Consider the following 21,352-nt stretch of genomic DNA (forward strand, 5'->3'; position numbering starts at 1 on the left):
CCCTACGGTCGACGCCGCCCGGCCGGGCCCCGCACCGGGACCCGGTGCCCGGCCGCCCGCCCACCGGATCCATCTCGCCACCGGCGGGCGGCTATCGGCGGGGCTGCTGCCTCCATCGGACTGCCTGCTTACCGGCGTCCGTCCCGGGTTTCCTGGCCGCAGGCGTACGCGAGAGGGCCGGTCAGCTCGTCCGCGTCGGGCAGCCAGCGGTTGGCGGCTGTCGGCCGCCGCGCCCACTGCACCGCCCCCGCGGCCCCGACCCGGGTGGGCGGCGCCGCGACGTAGTCCCCCTCGCCGCGCACCGCCAGATCGATCGTGGACGGCGCCCACCCCAGCCTCCGTACCAGATCGGGCACTTTGGCCCCGGCGCCCGGCAGTACGAAGAAGAGCATCCGGCGGTGGGGCGTGCGGGTCACCGGGCCGAGCGTGACGTCCAGCCGCTCCATCCGGGCCAGCGCGAGGAAGCCCGCGGTCTCGGGAACGTCGATGGCGTCGAAGGTCCGCCCGGTCGGCAACAGGATCGAGGCCTGCGGCTGCTTGGACCACAGGGCGCGGGCGGCTGTGGCGCTGCCGGTGGCCTCGGCCGTCCAGTCGGGGCGCGTGGGGTGTGCGCCGGGCGCGAAGCACGCGTTGTCCCCGCAGGAGCACCGCTCGACGCCCTCCCTCGCCTCCAGCCAGGTGCCGGGGAGCACGTCCCAGTGCCGCTCCTCCGCGTACCGTACGGCGCTGTCCAGCAGCAGTTCTGTGCGCTGCCTGGGGATCTGTGCGGCCTGCGTGCCCGTGGTGGTCTCTTTCACGAACAGCTCAACTCCCGCCGCCACCTGGGGTTACGGGGCCAACACGCCGGGGAGAGCGGCGGGTTGACGGCATACGGGGCGCATGGAGGCATGGGCGGGGGCGCGCAGGCGAATGCACCCCCTGGAGCGGGTATTCCTCAGCGGGGCCTGGGCCGTGTCCACGGAGCCGCGTGTCGCCCGGAAGGCAGCGGCTCTGTGGACACGGCCCAGGAGAATGCCGGGATTACTCCCATCTTTCACCGCATTTTCCCGACATTTCCCGGGCAGTGATCGACCCGACCGGATCAGTGATCGCCGCACGTCTCAGGGGGTATTCATGGCCGCCAGGCCTCTCGTCGCCCGTCAGCCCAACGAACGGCTGCAGGCACTCATCCAGGAAGCCGGCTGTTCCAACGCCGGCCTGGCCCGTCGCGTGAACATGGTGGGGGCGGAGCGCGGTGTCGACCTCCGCTACGACAAGACGTCCGTCGCGCGATGGCTGCGCGGGCAGCAGCCGCGTGGCCGGGCGCCGGGCATCATCGCCGAGGCGCTGGGCCGCAAACTCAGCCGTACGGTCACGATCGACGAGATCGGGATGGCCGACGGGAAGAACCTGGCCTCCGGGGTCGGGTTGCAGTTCTCGCCGACCGTGCTCGGCGCCATCGAGCAGGTCTGCGAGCTGTGGCGCAGCGATGTGGGGCGCCGCGACTTCCTCTCCGGATCCACGGTCGCCGCGTCCGCGCTGGTCGAGCCCAGCCGCGACTGGCTGATCACCGGAGCGGACGCGCAGGTGGCGCGGGCCGCCGGGGCGCGGGTCGGGCTGTCCGACGTCCAGGCCGTACGGGCGACGACCGCCGCGCTCACCGAGCTCGACCACCGGTTCGGCAGCGGCCATGTCCGGCCGATCGTCGTCCACTACCTGAACAGTGTGGTGTCCGGGCTGCTGGCCGGTTCGTACCGTGACGGGGTGGGCCGCGAGCTGTTCGCCGCCGTCGCCAGGCTGACCGAACTCGCCGGGTACATGGCCGTCGACACCGGTCAGCCAGGACTCGCCCAGCGCTACTACATCCAGGCCCTGCGGCTGGCCCAGGCGGCGGGCGACCGCGGCTACGGGGGCTATGTGCTGGCCGCCTCGATGAGCCATCTCGCCGCTGAGCTGGGCACCCCGCGAGAGATCGCGCAGCTCGCGCGGGCGGCCCAGGAGGGCGCGCGCGGGCGGGTCACGCCGCGCGCCGAGTCGATGTTCTACGCGGCGGAGGCGCGCGGCCATGCGCTGATGGGCGACGCACGGGCCACGGAGGCGGTGGCGGGCCGGGCCCTGGCGGCGATGGACCGCGCGGAGTCCGGTACGGACGCGGGCGACGACCCGGAGTGGATCGCCCACTTCGACGGCGCGTATCTCGCGGACGAACTGGCGCACTGTCACCGCGACCTGGGCCAGGGCGCGGCGGGCGCGAGCCGCGCCGAGGAGGCCCTGGCGGGCCTTCCGGAGACGAAGGCCCGGCGCCGGGGGATCGGTCTGGTCCTGCTGGCCACGGCGCAGCTCCAGCAACGAGAGGTGGAACAGGCCTGCCGGACGGGGACCCGCGCGGTGGAGCTGCTGGGCACGGTGCGGTCGGGCCGGGGGGCGGACTATCTGGACGACCTGCGGGGGCGGTTGGAGCCGTTCGGGGAGGAGACGGCGGTCCGGGAGCTGGGTGCGCGGATGGACATCCTGGCGGCGTAGTGGCTCAGGCGCTGGAGGAACTCGGGCGCTGGAGGAAGGAAAGGAGGGGTGGTACGGGCCGGCCGGTGCCCAGGAAGGGGAAGGTGCGCGCCGGCCCGTACTGTCCCCGCGCATCCCGCATCCCGTATCCCGCAGTCCCCGTGCCTGCCCCGCCCCTGCCCGACCGTGTCCGTCCGTGTCCTGTGCGCGGGCTGTGGAGACCCGCGTACGGGCAGGGGCGGGAGGGGCGAGAACAAGCCACCCGGACCCGTACGTGTACCTCCGACGCCCCAAGAACAGCGCCGGGCACCCCACATGTGTTACATCGCACACCCCCATCCGCCGCCCCGTGGCAGACGCGTCCGTTCACCCGGTAGCGTGAACCGACGATTCCGTAGGTCCACGTGCAGTAGGAGTCCCGGTGACGCAGAACGGACAGGGCGACGAGCCGCAGCTTCCAGCTGTGCGGCGCGCGCACGAAGGTGTCGTACTGCCGTCCGACGGGAGTGGTCCGTGGATCCCGGAAGTCGCGGGCGAGCACACGATCCCGGCAGGTGGCCAGCCGTGGGGCCAGCCCTGGGGGCCGCAGGACGGCGGGCCCCAGCCGCCCCAGCAGCAGCCTCCGCACATACCGCAGCAGCCGCACCAGCAGCAGCTTCCGCAGCCGTACCAGCAGCAGACGCAGCAGCAACCGCACCAGCAGCAGTTCCAGCAGCCCATGCCGCCGCAGCAGTTGCCGTACCAGCAGCAGCCACCCGCGGCGCAGCCGCTGCCCCCCGCCGCGCAGTCGTCCGGGGGCGGTCACCGGCTCCCGCAGCACGGCGCGCCCGCCCCGCAGGCACAGCAGTATCCGTCGCACGGGCAGCCGCAGAACATGGCACAGCCCCCGGCGCAGATGCCGCAGCAGATGCCGCAGCAGAACTCCGTGCACCACCCCGCACACGGTGCACCCGGTTCATCGCAAACCCCTTCGTTCGCACAGCCGTTGCCCCCCGAGGCCGTTCCGGGCGCGGGCGACAGCGACGCGACGCAGTTCATCGCCCCCATCCCCGCGCAGCCCGAGAACCAGGCGGAGTCCACCCAGTACCTGGGCTACCACCAGCAGTCCGGGCCCGCCCCGGCCGCCCCCGGGTCCGACGCGGACCCCACGCAGTTCCTGCCGCCGGTCCCGCCCGCGCCCTCCGGTGCTCCGTACGGCATCAGACCCGGCGCCCCCGAGGACCGGCAGCCGCCCGCCGAGTTCGACAACCTCTTCCGTACGGACAACGCGGCCGGGCCGCAAGCTGCCGGTGAGACGCAGCAGTTGCCGCGCTTCGACTCGCAGCCCCCGTACGGCAACGCCCCGTACGGCGGCGGCGCCCCGCACAACGCCCCGCCCGGCAACGACCCGTACGGCCGGCCGCAGCAACCCGGCGCGCAGCCGCCGCAGTACGCCCCGGAGCCGGTCTCCCGGGCCGGCGCGGGGGCATCCCGGCGCAAGTCCCGTACGCCGGTCATCGCCGCTGTCGTCGTCGGCTGCGCCGTCATCGGCCTCGGCGCCGGCGCGCTGCTCAGCGGGGGCGGATCCGACAAGAAGGACGACCAGCAGCCCGCGGGCGCCACATCGACCGCCGGTTCGACCGCGCCCGAGGCGGCGAAGGCGGACCCCGCTCAGCCGCAGGCCGTGGCGCTCGACAAGCTGCTCGCCGACAGCAACAACAGCCGCTCGGCGGTGATCGCGGCGGTCGGCAGCATCCGCTCCTGCCAGAACCTGCCGAAGGCGGCGTCGGACCTGCGCGGCGCGGCCAAGCAGCGCCACGATCTGGTGACCAAGCTCGGCACGCTCTCGGTCGACAAGCTGCCGGACCACGCCAAGCTGACGTCCGCGCTGACCACGGCGTGGAACGCCTCGGCGACCGCCGACGAGCAGTACGCGGCCTGGGCCCACGCTGTCGCGGCCAACGGCAAGAAGGAGTGCAAGCACGGCCACGCCAAGCGGACTGCGGCGGCCGGCCGCGGGGACGCGGCCAGCGGCCAGGCCACCGCGGCGAAGAGAGAGGCGTCGACCTTGTGGAACGCCATCGCGGACAAGTACCACCTGACACAGCGCAGGGGCGACCAGCTCTGACGGCCGGGAGACGGCGGGAGACGCCAGGGTGGCCGGGCGGCAGCCGCAAGGCAGCCCTGCCGCCGCCCAGCTGTCTCACTCCGACCGTGACGCCTTCTCCAGCGTCGGCCCCACATCCACCGCACCCTTCCGCAGCGCCACCAGCCGCCCCCCGCGCACCACTTGGTAGGTCACCCGGTGGTTCACCAGCCGGGGGAAGTCCCGCGAGGCCAGCATGTCCTGGAAGCGCCACCGCAGGGTGGGGGTGAGCCCGCCGGTCCGTACGGCGAGCCCGCCGTCGAGCGTCCGGGTCAGGTCGTCCGCCGTGATGTGGTCCTTGCCGAGCGACTCGATGACCTCCTTCAGCGCGGTGTACGCGATCCAGGTGGTCTCCACGCCGGCGTCGGCCGGATCGATCCTGTTGTCGTTGAAGGCGTACGTGTCGATCACGTCACGCATCGGCCGCCAGCGCGGATCTCCCGCCACCGGGTACCAGCCGGTGACGTACGCGCCCTCGTACGGGCCGTCCTTGCCGCCCGTGCTGTCGACCAGCCCCTGCCCGACGCTGCCCAGCACCGAGGTGATCCGCACCTGCCGGCCCGGCCCCTCCGGCGGGCCGGCCCCCTCCTGCCGCCGGAACGAGTCGACGAACGTCTGCGTACGGTCACCGAGCACCGCACTCACGCACCCCGTGCCGCCGCCGTTCCCACTGCCGGAGGACAGCGCGCCCGGCGCCTCCGTCCCCGGACCCACGGCCCTGAGCGCCGCGGCGGCCTGCGCGCCGTACTCACTGGCGTCCTCGGTGGTCGGGATGTCGGTGGCCGGGCCCCGGCCGCCCTCGCCGAGACCGGCGTTGAGGAGGATCGGCAGCTCGTCGCCGTCGACGGTCTCGGGCCTGACCAGCGAGACCCGTTCGCAGTCCCGGGCGAGCTGCCGCCCGCTGCCCGCGAGCAGGGCCGCCTGGCCGCCGTTGACCGGGTAGGAGAGCGCGGAGTTGAACTCCTCGCTGGAGACGCCGTATCCGCCGATGTACGGGATGCCGGCCGCTTCGAGCGGCGGCATGAACGACTGCCCGTAGACGCTGTACGAGCCGACGACCGCGACCACGCCCTCCTTGACCGCCCGCTCGGCGCAGTTCCCGGCGCCGATCAGGTCGTTGTGGTCGTTGCAGGTGAGGACGCGGAGCCGGTGGCCGTCGATACCGCCCCTGGCGTTGACCCAGCGGGCATAGGCGGCGGCCATGGCGGGCATTCCCGGCATATTGGTCGCCCGGGTGGACTCGGGGGCCCAGGTCATGACGGTGACGGTGCCCCGGGACCCGCTCCGCTCCCCGGGCAGTGACCCGCAGCCGGCGACCAGCGATGAGGAGGCCCCGACGGCTGTGCAGAGCGCGAGGACGGTGAGGGGACGTCGCCAACCGGTCATGGTCAGGAACCCTGCCGCCCCGCGGGTAACGCGGCGGTGGTCCGTCCTCAACGCTGGGTGACGGCAGGGTGAATTACGGGGGTCCGGCAGACTCCGTCCGGCGGGAACGTACGATCGAAATCGTGCAAGGTTCCCCGAACGCTTCCCGCCGCGGCCGTCGCTCCACCACCATGGACGGCATGCCGTTGACTGACATGCCGTGGTGGCGCTGGCGCGCCAATGTGCGCTCCGCGCTGCATATGCTCTCCGATCCGGCCTTCCACCAGGAGTGCTGGCTGGCGGGCCGTGCGGAGTACGGGGACATCACCGACGCCGTGTACCGGCTGGTCGAGGACACCTGGCTCGACAACTGGTCCGCCGAGAAGTACGTCGGGACGGTCTTCCGGGACTCCGGGGAGGCCGCACTCGTCGACGTGGCCGTGCTCCGTGTGCTGCGCATCATGCATCAAGTCGGGGCAGATGCTCCCGTATCGGTCTATATGGAGCACCACGGCTGGCCGGAGGCGGTACGGGCCGCGCGCGAGGCCCATGTCCGGCTGGCGGCCGCCGACGGCGACGACCCGGATGTGGCACCGCGCACCCTGGAAGTGCTCCGCATCGTGACCAGGGCCGCCTGACCGCGGACGGTTGTGGCACCCTGCTGTCATGACCGACCAGTACGTCCTCACACTCTCCTGCCCGGACAAACAGGGCATTGTTCATGCCGTGTCGAGCTACCTGTTCATCACGGGGTGCAACATCGAGGACAGCCAGCAGTTCGGGGACCGGGACACCGGCCTCTTCTTCATGCGGGTGCACTTCGCAGCCGAGCAGCCGGTGTCCCTGGAGAAGCTGCGCGCGAGCTTCGCCGCCGTCGGTGACGCCTTCGACATGGACTGGCAGCTGCACCGCGCCGAGGACCGGATGCGGATCGTCCTGATGGTCAGCAAGTTCGGCCACTGCCTGAACGACCTGCTCTTCCGGTCCCGTACGGGCGCGCTCCCCGTCGAGATCGCCGCCGTGGTCTCCAACCACCCGGACTTCGCCGAACTGGCCGGGTCGTACGGCATCCCCTTCCACCACATCCCGGTGACCAAGGACAACAAGGCGGCGGCCGAGGCCGAACTGCTCGACCTGGTCCGCAGGGAGAACGTCGAGCTGGTGGTGCTCGCCCGCTATATGCAGGTCATCTCCGACGACCTCTGCAAGGCGCTGAACGGCCGGATCATCAACATCCACCACTCCTTCCTGCCGAGCTTCAAGGGCGCGAAGCCGTACCACCAGGCGCACGCACGGGGCGTGAAGGTGATCGGGGCGACGGCGCACTATGTGACGGCCGACCTCGACGAGGGCCCGATCATCGAGCAGGAGGTCGAGCGGGTGGGCCACGAGGTCACCCCCGACCAGCTGGTCGCGATCGGGCGCGACGTGGAGTGCCAGGCGCTCGCCCGGGCGGTGAAGTGGCATGCGGAGCACCGGATCCTGCTGAACGGGCGCCGCACGGTGGTGTTCACGTAGGCGCTCGGGAGCGCCGTTACATCCGGCTGAGCGACGCCGCGGCGAACAGCACGTCCCGGATCGCCTCGCGGTCGCCCTCCTGTCCGGCGACCGCCTCCTCCGGCTCCACGTGCCCCGCCGCCAGCTGGCAGAACTCCACGCCGTCCAGGGCGACATGTGCCACCGTGTGGTCCGGTGAGCCCTGCACGGCCGGCGAGTCCAGTGAGATGTACCAGTCGCCGCCGCCCGCGCCCTCGATCTCCAGCCGCAGCGAACGGCCCGGCGGGCCTTCCGGCACCGGTCCGCGGGCCGTGCTCGCCAGTCCGGAGCGGCGGCGGCCCGCCAGCGTGGCGGGCAGCGTCCGGGCCGCCAGGTCGATCATGAGGTGGAGATGGGCCGAGGTCGGCGGGTCGTACGGATAGTCCACGGCGTCCGCGATGTCCCCGGCGTGCACCCAGCACTCGAAGGCCCGGTCCAGGAGTGAGTCCCGCAGCGCCAGGCTGAAATCCCCGTACGGTACGGAGATCTCCGGGACGTCCTGGCCCGCGAAGGAGACCGTACGGATCAGGGTGTGGCTCTGGTCGCGCCACGGCTCGCGGATCGTACGGCCCGGGGGAGCGGCGAGCGCCCGCCAGTACTGCCGGGTGCGCTCCGTGGGGGAGGACGGCGGCTCGCTGCCCAGGATGCCGTCCAGCCCGTCATCGAGGCCGAGCGCGGTCGAGACCAGGCCGTCGACGGTCAGCAGATGCCCGATGACGCCGGCGACGGTCGTCCGCTGGGAGGTGGCGTGCTCCTCCTCGTACCACTTCAGCCGTACCGGGGCGTGCCACTCGGCGTGGCCGAAGTCGTTCAGCAGGGAGTCCAGCCTGGCGGTCTCCGCGTCGTACGGCGCCGCCCACTCCGGGACCGGGATCCGGGCCGGCCTGCGGCCCAGGCAGCCCTGGAGGACCCGGGACCGCAGCAGCGGGTCCAGGTCGAGGTTCCGCTCGGTGTGCAGCAGCGCCACGGCGTCCCGCAGCCGCAGCGCCTCGTCCGCACAGGGCGCGCAGTCGGTGAGGTGGTCCTCGACCGCCTCGGTCTCCTCGGGGGAGCAGGCCGACAGCGCCCAGGCGCCGAGCAGCGACTTCAGGACCTTGTGCGAGAGCTTCACCGGCGGCGCCGGAAGGAAGGCCAGGTCGTCGGCGGCCTCGCGCGGTCCCGGTATCCGCGCCGGAAAGTCCTCATCGGGGCAGCCGGCCGGCTCCCCGGCGGCCCCCGTCACAGGGCACGGCCGTATCCGGGCGGAGAGGCCCCTTCGGCGGGCCGGGTGTTGGCCGTGGAGAGCAGCTGGAGCCCGAGCCGGAGCCGCCGCCGGGCCTCGTCCTCGGTGACTCCGAGGTCGGCCGCGGTCTGCCGGTAGTCCCTGCGCTGGAAGTACGCGAGCTCCAGCGCGGCGCGCAGCGGTGCGGGCATGGAGGTCACGATGTAGTCGGCGCGGGCCGCCGCTGATGCCTTGCGCACCTTCTGCTCCAGCTCTTCCGTCTCCTCCGTGGTGGATTCACCCCGGGCGGCGAGGGACGCCGTCTCGGCCTGGCGCAGCCGCTTGACGGCCTGGCGGTGGGCGAGTGTGGCCACCCAGGACCGCATGGAACCGTGCTTCGGCTCGTACTCCTCCGGGTTCTCCCAGACGTGCACGAAGACCTCACGGGTGATGCGGTCGGCCGCGTCGTCGTCGTCCAGCACCCGGTGGGCCAGGCTGTGCACGAGGGAGGCGAACCGGTCGTACAGCTCGCCGAGCGCGGCTGCCTCACCCCGCGCGAGCCGCTGCTGCATCCTGCGGTCCCAGCGGGGTGGCGCGTCCTTCGGCATGAGTCCCCCAAACATCTGCCCCTCGTACCTTTCGACAGTAACCGCAGGGCCTGCCGAGTGCGCCTGTTTGCACCAAGTGCGGTCGCGGAGGGGGTGGGGGTGGTAGAGCGGTGCCAGGTCCGGCGCTCGGTTCGGCGCCTGGTCCGGCGCTCGGTTCGGCACTTGGCTTCACGCTGCTGATCCGGCCCCGATGTGATCTCTGATCTGATCTTTTCTGTGCGAAATCGTCCGGGTGTTTATGGTGGGGACGGTGTTTCATGAGGGATCGCTGGGGCAGCCGCCCGTGTGGAACGCAAACTTCCGGATCTTCCGGACCGGCAGACCGACAGCGGAGAGGTCCAGTCCCGTGATGCTGAACGTGATCGAAGCCGAACGCGGTGCATGGCTCGTCTTGCGCATATCGGGCGAAATGGACCTGGTGAGTTCCCCCGAGGTCCGGCAGCGGGTCCATGACGCGGTGGCTGTCGGCTGTCACGACGTGGTGCTCGACCTGTCGGACGTGGTGTTCTGCGATTCGAGCGGAGTCGGCGTCCTGATCGCGGCCCGCAGACTGATGCGCTCCTGCCAGGGCCGGCTGCGGCTGATCCTGCCGGGCAGCGGCGGAGTGGACGGCATGTCGGGCCAGGGCGGCGCCGCACACGTGAACAAGGTGCTGGCAGCGCTGGGCGTCCGGCGGCTCTTCGAGGTGTACGCGGACGTGTACGACGCCACGGCGGACGACGCGCAGCCGATCTCGGCCTAGGTCCTGTCCGGCCGTGACGCGGCAGCCACCGCCGCGCCCCGACGGTCACGACCGTCGCCGAGCCCCTCAGCCGTACAACTCCCGCAGCTTGTACTTGAGTACCTTCCGCAGCGCGTCGTTGCGCGGCAGGGCGTCCACCACCTCCAGCTGTTCCGGCAGCTTGTGTACGGAGAGGCCCTCGCCGCGCAGGAACGCCGACATGGCGGCCGGCGTGAGGTCGTCGGTGCCGGGCCGCCGCTCGATCACCGCGCACACCCGCTCGCCGCGCTCCTGGTCCGGGAGGCCGATGACCGCGGCGTCGGCGACCGCCGGATGCTGGTGCAGCAGGTCCTCGATCTCCTTGGCCGAAATGTTCTCGCCCTTGCGGATGATGATGTCCTTCATCCGCCCGGTCAGCACCAGATGGCCGGTCTCCCTGAGGTGGCCGACATCGCCGGTGACCAGGAAGCCCTCGGCGTCGAAGACGCCCGCCGCCTGGCCCGGGTCCGCGTACCCCTGGCAGACCGCCTCGCCGCGCAGCCGCACCTCGCCGTCGACCCCCGCGGGCACCGGCTTGCCCTCCGGGTCCACGATGCGGATCTCCATCCCGGCCGGTGGACGGCCCTCCGTGGTGGCGAGGTTCTCGGCCGTATCGTCGGGGGCGCCCATGGTGATCATGGGGACTTCGGTCATCCCGTAGCCGTGGGTGAGCTGGACGCCCATCTCCCGTACCACCGCGTGGTAGATCTCCGGCGGCTTCGGCGCACCGCCGCCGGCCAGCAGCCGCAGGGTGGGGACCAGCCGCTGTCCCGGCGCCTTGCGCTGCTCGGTGAGGAACATCGAGTAGAACGCGGTGGAGCCGCCCGCGACCGTCACCCCGTGCCTGCGGTACTCGGGCAGCGCCGTGTCCATCGCGAAGTGCTCGAACAGCACGGCCGGGAAGCCGTACAGGAGCAGCATCACCGTGTAGTCCGGGCCGCCGATGTGCGCGAAGGGGAAGGCCATCGAGCCGACATCGTCCGCCGTGAGGTGCAGGGCGTGGGCCAGGCAGGAGCCGCCCGCGATCAGTGAACGGTCGGTGTGCAGCACGCCCTTGGGGTCGGACGTGGTGCCGGACGTCCAGTAGATCCAGCGGACCGCCGTGCCGTCGGCGGGCGGCGGCGGGAGTACGGCGGGATCGCCGTCCGGGAGCGTTCCGTACGCCTCGAACACGCCCCGGGCGCCCAGCCGTTCGGCCATGGCGGTGTGGTCATGACCGCGCCAGGTGCCCGGTACGGCGAAGAAGTCCGCCCGGGACTCGCGCAGCGCGAAGCCGACCTCGCGGTCCCGGTAGAACGGGATCACCGGCGACTGGACGGCGCCGAGCCTGGCCAGGGCGAACGAGAGCAGCACCGTCTCGATCCGGGTCGGCAGCTGCCAGGCGACCACGCTGCCCGGCCGCACCCCCATCCCGTACAGACCGGCGGCGACGCGCTCGGCGCCGTCCCGCAGCTCTCCGAAGGTCAGGGTGCGGTCGCCCTGGAGCAGCACGGGCCGGTCCGGGGTCAGTCCGGCGCGGCGGTCGACCAGCTCCCACAGCGTGCGGGATGCGCCCAGTGCGTGTGCGGTCTCGTCCATGCCCCGAACTCCCTCATGCTCACGAGTGAGCTGTAGTCGGCGGGTGGTGGCTGACGTACCTGACGGTTAGTCAGATCGTGTCGAGAGCGTAGAGCCCAGCGCCTTGTCGGTCCAGAGGGTCGGGGCTAGCCTGGATTCTGACGGCCCATCAGATGTGCGTCGGATGCCTGTTCTGCCGGACATCGGGCCACCGGACAGCCGGAAGGGACACCCTGATGGACCTCAGGTACACGGAGGACGAGGAGGTCTTCCGCGGGCAGCTGAAGGAGTGGCTCGCGAAGGCCCTCCCGGCGCTGCCGCCCGCGCCGGACCCGCTGGACTGGCCGGGACGGCGCGCGTACGACACCGCGTGGCAGCGGATGCTGTACGAGGCCGGGTACGCGGGGCTGCACTGGCCGGCCGACGCGGGCGGGCGCGGCGCCACCCCCACCCAGCACCTGATCTTCCTGGAGGAGACGGAGCGGGCCGGGGCACCGTACGTCGGGGCGAACTTCGTCGGGCTGCTGCACGCGGGCCCGACCATCGCGGCCGAGGGGACGGCGGAGCAGCGGGCGCGCTGGCTGCCGCCGGTGCTGCGCGGGGACGAGATCTGGTGCCAGGGGTTCAGCGAGCCCGGCGCCGGTTCGGACCTGGCGTCGCTGCGGACCAGGGCGGTACGGGACGGCGATCACTATGTGGTCAGCGGATCCAAGATCTGGACCTCGCACGCCGAGGTCGCCGACTGGTGCGAGCTGCTCGTCCGTACGGAACCGGTCAGCGACACGGTGCCCAAACACCGCGGGATCACCTGGCTCGCGATGCGGATGGACGCCCCGGGTGTGACCGTACGGCCGCTGCGGACGCTCGCCGGGTCCACCGAGTTCGCCGAGATGTTCCTCGACGACGTGCGGATCCCGGTCACCGACCGGGTCGGCGCCGAGAACGACGGCTGGCGCGTCACGATGGTCACCCTCTCCTTCGAGCGCGGCACCGCCTTCGTCGGCGAGGTCGTCGCCTGCCGCCGCACCCTGGGCGAACTGGCCCGTACGGCACGGGACAACGGCCGCTGGGACGCCGACCCGGCGCTGCGCCGCAGACTGGGCCGGCTCGGCGCCGAGTTCGCCGCGCTGTGGCGGCTCACCCAGTGGAACGTGAGCGAGTCGCAGGGCGGGAGCAGCGGGGACAGCGGGAGCGGCGGAGGCGGGGGCGGTTTCGGGGTGCCGGGGATCGGCGGCTCGGTCTTCAAGCTCCGCTACTCGCAGGCCCGTCAGGAGCTGTACGAGACGGCCGCCGATGTGCTGGGCCCCGACGCCCTCGACCTCGCGCACCCCTGGAACCAGGACCGGCTGTCCTCGCTCTCGTACACGATCGCCGCGGGCACCTCGCAGATTCAGCAGAACATCGTCGCCGAGCGGATCCTCGGCCTCCCCAAGGAGCGCTGATGGAGTTCCGGCTCACCGATGACCAACTGGCCCTGCGTACCGGCTTCCGCGCCCTGCTGGACGGCCGCTTCGGCCGGGACGAGCTGCGGGCAGCCGTGGAGCGGCCCGTCATCGACCGCGCCCTGTGGCGGGAGCTGGGCGACGCCGGGCTCTTCTCGCTCCGGCTGCCCGAGGCGGACGGCGGGGTGGGGCTCGGGCTGCCCGAGGCCGTCCTCGTCTTCGAGGAGGCGGGGCGGGCACTGCTGCCGGGCCCGCTGATCGCCACGCATCTCGCGGCGGGCACGGTGCCGGGCGCCGACACCGGGCGGACCGTCGTCGCGGCATCGGACGGGGCGCTGGTCGAGTGGCTGGCGGAGGCCGACGAGGTGGTGGGCGAGGCCGGCGACGCCCGCCCCGTACGGTCGGTGGACCCGCTGACACCGCTGCACCGGGTGTCCGGCGAACGCGCCGACCGCCCCGCCGCCGCCCTGCTCACGGCGGCTCTCCAGCTCGGCAGCGCGGCGCGCACCACCGAACTGGCCGTCCAGTACGCGAAGGAGCGGGAGCAGTTCGGCCGGCCGATCGGAGCCTTCCAGGCCGTCAAGCACCTCTGCGCCCGGATGCTCGTACGGACCGAGCTCGCCAGGGTCGCGGTGTACGCGGCGGCGGTGACAGCCGAGGGAGGGGACGGCGTGAGGGCGCCGGATACCGATGTCGCGGGGGCCAAGCTGCTCGCCGACGACGCGGCCGTCCGTAACGCCCGGGACTGTATCCAGGTACACGGCGGCATGGGATTCACCTGGGAGTCAGATGTTCATCTTCATCTGAAACGGGCCTGGGTGAGGGCCAACCAGTGGATCACCGAGGCCGAGGCCGAAGAGCTGATCGCCGCCGCGCTGTGAGAGCTGCTGTGCGGCCTGCCGCTGGGGTCACCGGGGTGTCACCGAGCGTTGATACCTGGTTGTGTCCTTCGACAGGGCCGTCACGGGCCGGAGTCGGCGTCGCGCTCCGGTACGCTCCGTGAGATGCGAATGACCGTGTTGCGCGGATGCCCCGTTGGCACCTCTGAGGTGACAGCGGGCCGGGGAATGCGCGCCGTTCGCACCGTACGTGGGTGCGAGAGGCGCCTTCGTTCGACTGTCCGCAGCAGGCGTCGCACAGTATGCACCACGCCTACTCCTTCGCGCTGGAATATGCCTGAAGCGCTTGTTGCGGTGACTGTACGTCAACCATGCTGTCTCTCAAGGGAATCACGTTCCGTGACCCCTGAGAGGCGCTAGGCGATGTTCCCCCGGTGCTTGGAAAGCCCTGGGGGGTACCCCCGGCCGGTTCGGATGGTGTGAGCGGTGCAGGTGCTTCAGGTTCAGCTGGAGGTCGGACCCGATCCCGCGGAGGTGGGGCGGGCCCGCAGATGGGCGCGGTCCAGGCTCGTGGGATCCGGGATAAGGGTTGACGAACCACTCGCCGAGACGCTGATTCTGCTGATCTCGGAACTGGTGACCAACGCCGTGGTGCACACCGGGTGTCCGGCGGTGCTGCGGATGCTGTTCGGCCCGTCCGACGACGCCGGCACGGTCCGGGTGGAGGTGGCCGACACCAGCGCCTGCCCGCCCCGGCCCCGGCACGCGGAGGGCGAGGACACCAACGGCCGTGGTCTCGAACTGGTTGACGGGCTCGCCGACCGTTGGGGCTGGCAGCCCGAGGGGCACGGCAAGTCCATCTGGTGCGAGGTCGACCGGGGTGCGTGTCCGGCCGATCAGGGCGGGTGCGAGGCCGGACTGGGGGCGTGCGAGGGCGATGCGGGTGTGCGCGAGACGGACCGGGGCGTGCGCCAGAGGGAACGGGGTGTGCGCGAGATCGCCGGAAGTGCGCCGGAGCGCATGGAGGTTGTTCGCGAGACCGGGGCATATGACCCCTCGCGCGCCGTCACATTTCGGGTGTAACTCGCAAAGCCCTGCCCTGGTGTTGACGCGGAGTGGTGACCTGATCACTCTTGCAGGAGCGGTCCACCTGTCGGGGGACGGGACACCGAGGATGCCGGGGGGTGTGGGGGCTCGGATCTCGGTGCGTACGGATCGCGTTCGGCGCCGGCCTCTCTCGGGCAGGGAGGGGCGGGCGCCCAGGCCGTTCCGGGTGGCGGCTGCCGTGACGCCGCCACCCGGAACTCAGGCCCTGGCCCGGCGGGGTGGCCGGGCGAGCGCGCGGGCTCGGTTCAGAGAAGCGCCACCGGTGCGACCGGCGCCCCCGTGCCACCCGTGAAGGGCTCGGGGGTCGCGGAGAGCAGGAAGCTGTACCGGTCCGCTTCCGCACAGGCTGTGGACAACTCCTCAAGATTCCAGTTCTGCCCCTGCGGCATCCCCATCTCGACCAGATGCAGGGCGTGTACGGGCATCCACAGATCCTCGTTCTCGGGCGGGAAGATCTCGAAGGTCACCGTGTCGTTGGCGACCGCCGCCACATCCCTGGCGTGGAACCACTCCGGGGTGCGGATCGAGAGCCCGGGTGACGGATAGGTGTAGCCGTTCCGGTCGCCGCTGAGGTACACCTGGATCTGCCCGGTCCGTACGAGCACGATGTCCCCGGCGCGCACCTCCGTCCCCGCGAGTTCCTGTGCCGCCTCCAGGTCCTCCGGTGTCACCGCCCGGTCGCTCTCCAGCCGGTCCACGCCCCTGGCGCGCGCCACGTCGAGCAGCACCCCCCGCGACACGATGTGCCGCACCGTGCCGATCCCGCTGAACTCCGCTCCGCCGTGGGCCGTGATCGAATCCGCCGGGCGGCCGTTGTAGAGCTTCCCGGAGTGCGACGCGTGGGTGAGCGCGTCCCAGTGGGTGCCCGTCTGCAAGCTCATGGTCACGATGTCGTCGCTGGTGGCCACCGTGCCCGGACCGAAGAGCTCCTGGTTGATCTGCACCATCGCGTGCAGCGGATTCACCCGCCCCGGGATCATCCCGGTCTGTACGCCGTCCTGTTTCAGGGCTATCGCCAGCGGGATGCGGCGGCCGCTCCGCACCGTCGCCGCGGCCTCCCGTACGACCTCGTCGGTGATGAGGTTCAGGGTGCCGATCTCGTCGTCGGCGCCCCAGCGGCCCCAGTTGTTCACGCGTGTGGCGATGTCGTGGAATGCGGCCGGCAGTGACATCGGGCCCTCCGGGGGTCTTGTGCTCGGCTGTCTGACTACCCGTAAAATCTAACGGACCGTCAGAAACCGCGGGAAGGGGCCGGACATGGGGAACTTCTTGGCAGGCAAAGTCATCGCTGTGACAGGCGCGGGGCGTGGCATCGGCAGGGCGGTCGCCCTCGCGGCCGCGGCCGAGGGCGCCCGGGTCGTCGTCAACGACTACGGCGTACCCATCGAAGGCGGTGAACCGGAGAGCGAAGTCGCGGCGTCCGTCGTCAAGGAGATCGTCGCGGCGGGCGGCCAGGCGGTCGCGGTCGCCGACGACATCTCGACGATGGCGGGCGGACAGCGGATCGTCGATGTCGCGCTGGCGCAGTACGGGCGGATCGACGGGGTCGTCTGTGTCGCCGGGATCCTCCGGGAGCGGATGCTCTTCAATATGTCCGAGGAGGAGTGGGACCCGGTGGTCGCCACCCATCTGAAGGGCACCTTCACCGTCTTCCGGGCGGCGTCGGCCGTGATGCGCAAACAGGGCAGCGGCACACTGATCGGCTTCACCAGCGGCAACCATCAGGGCAGCGTCGCGCAGGCCAACTACAGCGCGGCCAAGGGCGGCATCATCTCGCTGGTGCGCAGCGCCGCGCTCGGCCTCAACAAGTACGGCGTGACGGCGAACGCGGTGGCCCCGGTGGCCAGGACCCGGATGTCGGCGAACGTCCCCATGGAGCTGAAGGAGATCGGCGAACCGGAGGATGTGGCCGCGCTCGTCACGTACCTGCTCTCCGACCGAGCCCGCGCGGAGAAGATCACCGGCCAGGTGTACACGATCGCGGGCCCGAAGATCGCGGTCTGGGCCCAGCCGAGGGAGCTGCGCGCCGGGTACGCGGAGGGCGCGGCGTGGACACCCGAGCGGATCGCCGACTTCCTGCCGGGGACGGTGGGGGTCGACCCGATGCCGATGCTCGCGCAGCTGGAGGCGATGGCGCGGGCGGCGGCGGCCAAGGAGCGGCCCAATGGGTGACGGCCGGTGTGCAGTTGGCGCTGCCCGTCCCGGCCCCGGCCCTCAGGTGGCCGCCCGTCCCGGCCCCGGCCCTCAGGTGGCCGCCCGTCCCGGCCCCGTCCCTCACGCAGGGGAGGCGCGGCGTGGATTTTTCCCCCGGGCCTGACGACGCCGCGTTCCGGGCCGAGGCGCGGGACTGGCTGGCGGAGCACTTCACCGGCGAGTTCGCCACCGCCGGAGCCACCGGCGGCCCCGGCAGCGAGCACGAGGGCGCGGAGCTGCGCCGGGCCTGGGAGCGGGAGCTGGGCAGCGGCGGCTGGATCGGCATCGGCTGGCAGGGCGACTTCGGCAACCGCCGGGCCACCCTGACCCAGCAGGTCGTCTGGGCCGAGGAGTACGCGGCGGCCCGCGCCCCCGGCCGGGTCGGCCACATCGGCGAGAACCTCCTCGCGCCCACCCTCATCGCCTTCGGCGACGACGAGCAGCAGGCCCGCTTCCTGCCGCCGATCGCGCGCGGCGAAGCGCTCTGGTGCCAGGGGTACAGCGAGCCGGGCGCCGGCTCCGACCTGGCGGCGGTGCGTACCGCCGCCGTCCGCGACAGCGACGGCACATACAGCGTCACCGGCCAGAAGATCTGGACCTCGCTGGCGAAGGAGGCCGACTGGTGCTTCGTGCTGGCCCGTACGGAGCCGGGCACGCGCGGCCACCACGGGCTGTCCTTCCTGCTGGTCCCGATGGACCAGCCGGGCCGGATCGACGTACGGCCGATCCGGCAGATGTCGGGCACCAGCGAGTTCAACGAGGTCTTCTTCGACGGCGCGCGGGCGGAGTGCGTGGTCGGCGGCGAAGGCAACGGCTGGCAGGTCGCCATGGGCCTGCTCGCCCTGGAGCGCGGGGTGTCGACCCTGGTCCAGCAGATCGGCTTCGCAAGGGAGTTGAAGGAGGTCGTGAACGCGGCGGTCGCGTCGGGCGCCACCGGCGACCCGGTGCTGCGCGACCGGCTGGTACGCCAGTGGGCCGAGCTGCGCACCATGCGGTGGAACGCGCTGCGCACCCTGGGGCGTACGGACGACGCGGGCGCCCCGAGCGTCGCCAAACTGCTCTGGGGCGGCTGGCACCAGCGGCTCGGAGAGCTGGCGGTGCAGGTGCGCGGGGCGGGCGGCGCCGTCGGGCCTTCCGGCTGGACGCCCGGGAGTCCGTACGAACTCGACGCACAGCAGCGGCAGTTCCTGTTCAGCCGGGCCGACACGATCTACGGCGGCTCCGACGAGATCCAGCGCACCATCATCGCCGAGCGGGTGCTCGGCCTACCGAGGGAGCCGAGATGAGGGGTGTCGTCTTCGACGGCAAGCAGGCCCAGGTGGTCGACGACCTGGAGATACGTGATCCGGGACCGGGCGAGGTCCTGGTGGACGTCGCGGCGGCCGGTCTCTGCCACAGCGACCTGTCGGTGATCGACGGGACGATTCCGTTCCCCGTCCCGGTGGTGCTCGGCCACGAGGGCGCGGGTGTGGTCGAGGCAGTGGGGGCGGGGGTGAAGCATGTGGCCCCCGGTGACCATGTGGCGCTCTCCACGCTCGCCAACTGCGGGGCGTGCGCCGACTGCGACCGTGGCAGGCCCACCATGTGCCGCAAGGCGATCGGGATGCCGGGTCGGCCGTTCTCACGGGGCGGGAATCCGCTCTACCAGTTCGCGTCCAACTCGGCATTCGCCGAACGCACCGTCGTCAAGGCGGTGCAGGCCGTGAAGATCCCCGCCGGCATCCCGCTCACCTCGGCTGCGCTGATCGGGTGCGGGGTGCTGACGGGGGTCGGAGCGGTACTGAACCGGGCGAAGGTCGACCGCGGCGACTCGGTGGTCGTCATCGGCACCGGCGGTATCGGCCTCAACGTCCTGCAAGGCGCGCGGATCGCCGGTGCGGCGGTGATCGTGGCGGTGGACGCGAACCCGGAGAAGGAGGCGGTGGCCCGGCAGTTCGGGGCGACCCACTTCCTCACGTCGGCGGAGGGCGTCCGGGACATCCTCCCGAAGGGCGCCGACCACGCCTTCGAGTGCGTGGGCCGGGTGGAGCTGATCCGCCAGGCCATCGACCTCCTGGACCGCCACGGCCAGGCCGTCCTGCTGGGCACCCCGCCCGCGACGGCGGAGGCGTCGTTCCTGGTGTCGTCGATGTTCCTGGACAAGTCCATCCTGGGTTGCCGGTACGGGGCTTCGCGGCCGCAACGGGACATTCCGCTGTACGCGGGGCTGTACGAGCGGGGGGCGCTGCTGCTGGACGAACTGGTGACGCGGACGTATCCGGTGGAGGACTTCGCGGGGGCGGTGGCCGACGCGGAAGGGGGGAAGGTGGCGCGGGGGGTGCTGACGTTCTGAACGGTGACGCACCGTTCCACGGGGCTCCGCCGGAGTGCTGGGCGGAGCCCCCGCGAACGGTCAGCCGTCCTCGACCGGCGCGCGCAGCGTCCGTACCTGGGGCGACAGCAGCGCCCCGAACGTGGCCAGCACCGTAGCCCCCGCGCACCCCGCAAGCGCTGCCCTGGTGCCCACGGCCGCCGCGATCGGACCCGCCACCAGGAGTCCCAGCGGCGCCAGGGCGAGGGAGCCGAACCAGTCGTAGGAGCTGACCCGGGACAGGACCGCCTCGGGGATCTCCCGCTGCATCGTGGTCTCCCAGAGCGCCCCGAACACATCGGTGGACAGGCCCGAGCAGAACATCGCCAGGCAGATCACCCAGACCGGCGCATGGGCGGCGAGCAGCGCCATCGGCACCGCCACCGGGAAGATCGCGACCACGGCGACGAGAAGGGGGCGGCGCACCCGGATCCGTACCGCGAAGGACGCCCCGGCGACCGTACCCACCGCCTGCGCGGCGACGATCGCGGACCAGGCACCGGCCCCGCCGAGGTGCTCCTTCGCCTCCAGCGGTCCGAGCACCCCGGACGTCGAGGCGACCGCGGCCACCATGACCGCTGCCTGGCAGACCACGGCCCACAGCCACTGCCGGGAGATGAACTCCTTCCAGCCATCGCGGAGATCGGCCCAGCCGGATGACGCCGCCCGCACAGCTGTCGTCAGCCGCAGCCCCCTGATGAGACCCGCGCTCACCACGAAGGACGCGGCGTTCAGGGCGAGCGCCCAGCCCGCGCCGAACGTCGCGACGGTCACGCCGGAGAGCGCGAGCCCGAGCACCATCGAACCGTTCATACCGACTCGCAGCAGGGCGTTGGCCTGCTGGAACTGCGCGGCGGGGACGATCTGCGGGACGACGCCCGACATCGCGGGGGCGAACAGCGCGCTGGCTGTTCCGGCCACCACCGTCAGCAGGCACATCGCCGTCAGCGGCGCGTGCCCGGTGAGCACCATCGCGGCGAGGACCCCGTACGCGGCGGCCCCCAGACAGTCCGAGATCATCATCAGCCGGGAGCGGGACATCCGGTCGGCGATCACTCCGCCGACCAGGATGAGCACCAGCTGCGGCAGCGCCTGGCAGGCGAGCACCAGCGACAGCCGCCCGGGGGTGGCGCCCGGCAGCGAGAGCACCGCGAACGCCAGCGCCACCCGGGCGAAGCCGTTGCCCAGGACCGAGATGGTCCGCGCGGACGCGAGCAGCACGAACCGCCGGTCGTGCCAGAGCGACGGCAGCGGTGCGGCCCCGGGCGGGGCAGCCGCAGGGCCGGGCGTGGGTCCGGTGCCGGCGTCGGTGCCGGTTTCGGAACCGGCTCCGGAGTCCGCGCGGGTGGGGGCCGGGATCGTGCCGGAACCAGCCGCGCCGGAGGCCGGGACGCCGGCAGCGCCGGGGGCCGCGGCAGCGGCAGCGACCGGGCCCGCGGGGGATTCGGCAGCGGAGCCCGCGGGGGGTCCCGAAGCCGCGCCGGCAGCCGAACCCGCAGGGGGCCCCGAAGCCGCGCCCGCCGGAGACTGCGCGGTCGGGTCCGCGGTGGTTCTGGAAGGGTCAGAGGGAAGCGCCATGGGCGGTCACCTTACGAGAGCCGGGCGGCCGGGGCGGCCCTTCCCGCTGCCCATTCGGGCCAACTTTCCCTCTCGTACGGAGCAGTCGCGATCCGGCCGGAATTCAGCTGGCCGCCACCGTCCGGATCCCGTACAAGCCAGCTGCCCCAAGGGCTCTGGCGCTTCCCGGCGCTGACGGTCCGACGCTTTCGGCAACTGTCATGCGCACGA

General features: G+C 72.2%; 18 protein-coding genes. 11 read left to right on the forward strand and 7 right to left on the reverse strand.

The window, feature by feature from the left end; all coding sequences use genetic code 11:
• Window positions 1-128: 128 nt before the first annotated feature.
• Window positions 129-797 (reverse strand): bifunctional DNA primase/polymerase, encoded by a 669-nt coding sequence (locus tag OG385_RS18655; RefSeq protein WP_266855791.1) that lies wholly within the window; start codon window positions 795-797, stop codon window positions 129-131.
• Between the two features lie 316 nt (window positions 798-1,113).
• On the opposite strand from OG385_RS18655, the gene OG385_RS18660 reads away from it, so the two are divergent.
• Window positions 1,114-2,502, forward strand: coding sequence for a transcriptional regulator (locus OG385_RS18660; RefSeq protein WP_266855793.1), 1,389 nt, complete (start codon window positions 1,114-1,116; stop codon window positions 2,500-2,502).
• Window positions 2,503-2,902: 400 nt separating this feature from the next.
• The gene (locus tag OG385_RS18665) at window positions 2,903-4,588 is read left to right on the forward strand and encodes a hypothetical protein (RefSeq protein WP_266855795.1); all 1,686 of its coding nucleotides are present in this window, start codon (window positions 2,903-2,905) and stop codon (window positions 4,586-4,588) included.
• Window positions 4,589-4,663: 75 nt separating this feature from the next.
• On the opposite strand, the gene OG385_RS18670 is transcribed toward OG385_RS18665, so the two are convergent.
• A complete protein-coding gene (locus OG385_RS18670) occupies window positions 4,664-5,992 on the reverse strand; it encodes an ABC transporter substrate-binding protein (protein WP_266855797.1) in 1,329 nt (442 codons plus the stop codon).
• A gap of 170 nt (window positions 5,993-6,162) precedes the next feature.
• On the opposite strand from OG385_RS18670, the gene OG385_RS18675 reads away from it, so the two are divergent.
• On the forward strand, window positions 6,163-6,609 hold the full coding sequence (locus OG385_RS18675) for a hypothetical protein (protein ID WP_266860982.1): 447 nt from the start codon (window positions 6,163-6,165) through the stop codon (window positions 6,607-6,609).
• Between the two features lie 28 nt (window positions 6,610-6,637).
• Entirely contained in the window at window positions 6,638-7,489 is an 852-nt protein-coding gene (gene purU / locus OG385_RS18680; protein ID WP_266855799.1) for a formyltetrahydrofolate deformylase, read from the forward strand.
• Between the two features lie 16 nt (window positions 7,490-7,505).
• Here purU and OG385_RS18685 read toward each other — a convergent pair whose 3' ends face one another.
• Together OG385_RS18685 and OG385_RS18690 are read right to left on the reverse strand one after the other, a co-directional pair.
• The gene (locus tag OG385_RS18685; RefSeq protein ID WP_266860983.1) at window positions 7,506-8,672 is read right to left on the reverse strand and encodes a zf-HC2 domain-containing protein; all 1,167 of its coding nucleotides are present in this window, start codon (window positions 8,670-8,672) and stop codon (window positions 7,506-7,508) included.
• Window positions 8,673-8,725: 53 nt separating this feature from the next.
• Window positions 8,726-9,316 carry a sigma-70 family RNA polymerase sigma factor gene (locus OG385_RS18690; RefSeq protein ID WP_266855801.1) on the reverse strand — a complete coding sequence of 197 codons (591 nt, stop codon included), beginning with the start codon at window positions 9,314-9,316 and terminating at the stop codon, window positions 8,726-8,728.
• Window positions 9,317-9,662: 346 nt separating this feature from the next.
• Between OG385_RS18690 and OG385_RS18695 the strand changes: the two genes are divergently transcribed.
• Entirely contained in the window at window positions 9,663-10,058 is a 396-nt protein-coding gene (locus tag OG385_RS18695; RefSeq protein ID WP_266855803.1) for an STAS domain-containing protein, read from the forward strand.
• 66 nt (window positions 10,059-10,124) lie between these two features.
• On the opposite strand, the gene OG385_RS18700 is transcribed toward OG385_RS18695, so the two are convergent.
• On the reverse strand, window positions 10,125-11,654 hold the full coding sequence (locus OG385_RS18700) for a class I adenylate-forming enzyme family protein (protein WP_266855805.1): 1,530 nt from the start codon (window positions 11,652-11,654) through the stop codon (window positions 10,125-10,127).
• A gap of 215 nt (window positions 11,655-11,869) precedes the next feature.
• Between OG385_RS18700 and OG385_RS18705 the strand changes: the two genes are divergently transcribed.
• From OG385_RS18705 to OG385_RS18715, 3 genes are all read left to right on the forward strand, one after another.
• Complete coding sequence (locus OG385_RS18705; protein ID WP_266855807.1) at window positions 11,870-13,075, forward strand: acyl-CoA dehydrogenase family protein; 1,206 nt, start codon at window positions 11,870-11,872, stop codon at window positions 13,073-13,075.
• Window positions 13,075-13,956 carry an acyl-CoA dehydrogenase family protein gene (locus OG385_RS18710; RefSeq protein ID WP_266855809.1) on the forward strand — a complete coding sequence of 294 codons (882 nt, stop codon included), beginning with the start codon at window positions 13,075-13,077 and terminating at the stop codon, window positions 13,954-13,956. Before OG385_RS18705 ends, OG385_RS18710 begins: the two co-directional genes overlap by 1 nt.
• Window positions 13,957-14,400: 444 nt before the next feature.
• Window positions 14,401-14,997, forward strand: coding sequence for an ATP-binding protein (locus OG385_RS18715; RefSeq protein ID WP_266855811.1), 597 nt, complete (start codon window positions 14,401-14,403; stop codon window positions 14,995-14,997).
• Between the two features lie 269 nt (window positions 14,998-15,266).
• Here OG385_RS18715 and OG385_RS18720 read toward each other — a convergent pair whose 3' ends face one another.
• Window positions 15,267-16,193: a cyclase family protein gene (locus OG385_RS18720; RefSeq protein WP_266855813.1), complete on the reverse strand. Its 927-nt coding sequence runs from the start codon at window positions 16,191-16,193 to the stop codon at window positions 15,267-15,269.
• Window positions 16,194-16,278: 85 nt separating this feature from the next.
• Between OG385_RS18720 and OG385_RS18725 the strand changes: the two genes are divergently transcribed.
• The 3 genes from OG385_RS18725 to OG385_RS18735 all read left to right on the forward strand — a co-directional run bounded on the left by OG385_RS18725 (window position 16,279) and on the right by OG385_RS18735 (window position 19,546).
• Window positions 16,279-17,193, forward strand: coding sequence for an SDR family oxidoreductase (locus tag OG385_RS18725; protein ID WP_266855815.1), 915 nt, complete (start codon window positions 16,279-16,281; stop codon window positions 17,191-17,193).
• Window positions 17,194-17,315: 122 nt separating this feature from the next.
• On the forward strand, window positions 17,316-18,500 hold the full coding sequence (locus tag OG385_RS18730; protein WP_266855817.1) for an acyl-CoA dehydrogenase family protein: 1,185 nt from the start codon (window positions 17,316-17,318) through the stop codon (window positions 18,498-18,500).
• Window positions 18,497-19,546, forward strand: coding sequence for a Zn-dependent alcohol dehydrogenase (locus OG385_RS18735; protein WP_266855819.1), 1,050 nt, complete (start codon window positions 18,497-18,499; stop codon window positions 19,544-19,546). Before OG385_RS18730 ends, OG385_RS18735 begins: the two co-directional genes overlap by 4 nt.
• Window positions 19,547-19,606: 60 nt before the next feature.
• Here the strand turns inward: OG385_RS18735 and OG385_RS18740 are convergent, their stop codons facing one another.
• Complete coding sequence (locus tag OG385_RS18740; RefSeq protein WP_266855820.1) at window positions 19,607-21,142, reverse strand: MFS transporter; 1,536 nt, start codon at window positions 21,140-21,142, stop codon at window positions 19,607-19,609.
• Window positions 21,143-21,352 lie beyond the last annotated feature (210 nt).

Source organism: Streptomyces sp. NBC_01306 (assembly GCF_026340465.1).
In the GTDB taxonomy this organism is placed as follows: Bacteria; Actinomycetota; Actinomycetes; order Streptomycetales; family Streptomycetaceae; genus Streptomyces.

What these genes read in the sequence shown, in the direction of transcription:
- OG385_RS18725 (WP_266855815.1), top strand. Translation starts at nt 16,279, where the DNA reads ATGGGGAACTTCTTGGCAGGCAAAGTCATCGCTGTGACAGGCGCGGGG.
- purU (WP_266855799.1), top strand. Translation starts at nt 6,638, where the DNA reads ATGACCGACCAGTACGTCCTCACACTCTCCTGCCCGGACAAACAGGGC.
- OG385_RS18675 (WP_266860982.1), top strand. Translation starts at nt 6,163, where the DNA reads ATGGACGGCATGCCGTTGACTGACATGCCGTGGTGGCGCTGGCGCGCC.
- OG385_RS18705 (WP_266855807.1), top strand. Translation starts at nt 11,870, where the DNA reads ATGGACCTCAGGTACACGGAGGACGAGGAGGTCTTCCGCGGGCAGCTG.
- OG385_RS18670 (WP_266855797.1), bottom strand. Translation starts at nt 5,992, where the DNA reads ATGACCGGTTGGCGACGTCCCCTCACCGTCCTCGCGCTCTGCACAGCC.
- OG385_RS18700 (WP_266855805.1), bottom strand. Translation starts at nt 11,654, where the DNA reads ATGGACGAGACCGCACACGCACTGGGCGCATCCCGCACGCTGTGGGAG.
- OG385_RS18690 (WP_266855801.1), bottom strand. Translation starts at nt 9,316, where the DNA reads ATGCCGAAGGACGCGCCACCCCGCTGGGACCGCAGGATGCAGCAGCGG.
- OG385_RS18740 (WP_266855820.1), bottom strand. Translation starts at nt 21,142, where the DNA reads ATGGCGCTTCCCTCTGACCCTTCCAGAACCACCGCGGACCCGACCGCG.
- OG385_RS18660 (WP_266855793.1), top strand. Translation starts at nt 1,114, where the DNA reads ATGGCCGCCAGGCCTCTCGTCGCCCGTCAGCCCAACGAACGGCTGCAG.
- OG385_RS18735 (WP_266855819.1), top strand. Translation starts at nt 18,497, where the DNA reads ATGAGGGGTGTCGTCTTCGACGGCAAGCAGGCCCAGGTGGTCGACGAC.
- OG385_RS18710 (WP_266855809.1), top strand. Translation starts at nt 13,075, where the DNA reads ATGGAGTTCCGGCTCACCGATGACCAACTGGCCCTGCGTACCGGCTTC.
- OG385_RS18720 (WP_266855813.1), bottom strand. Translation starts at nt 16,193, where the DNA reads ATGTCACTGCCGGCCGCATTCCACGACATCGCCACACGCGTGAACAAC.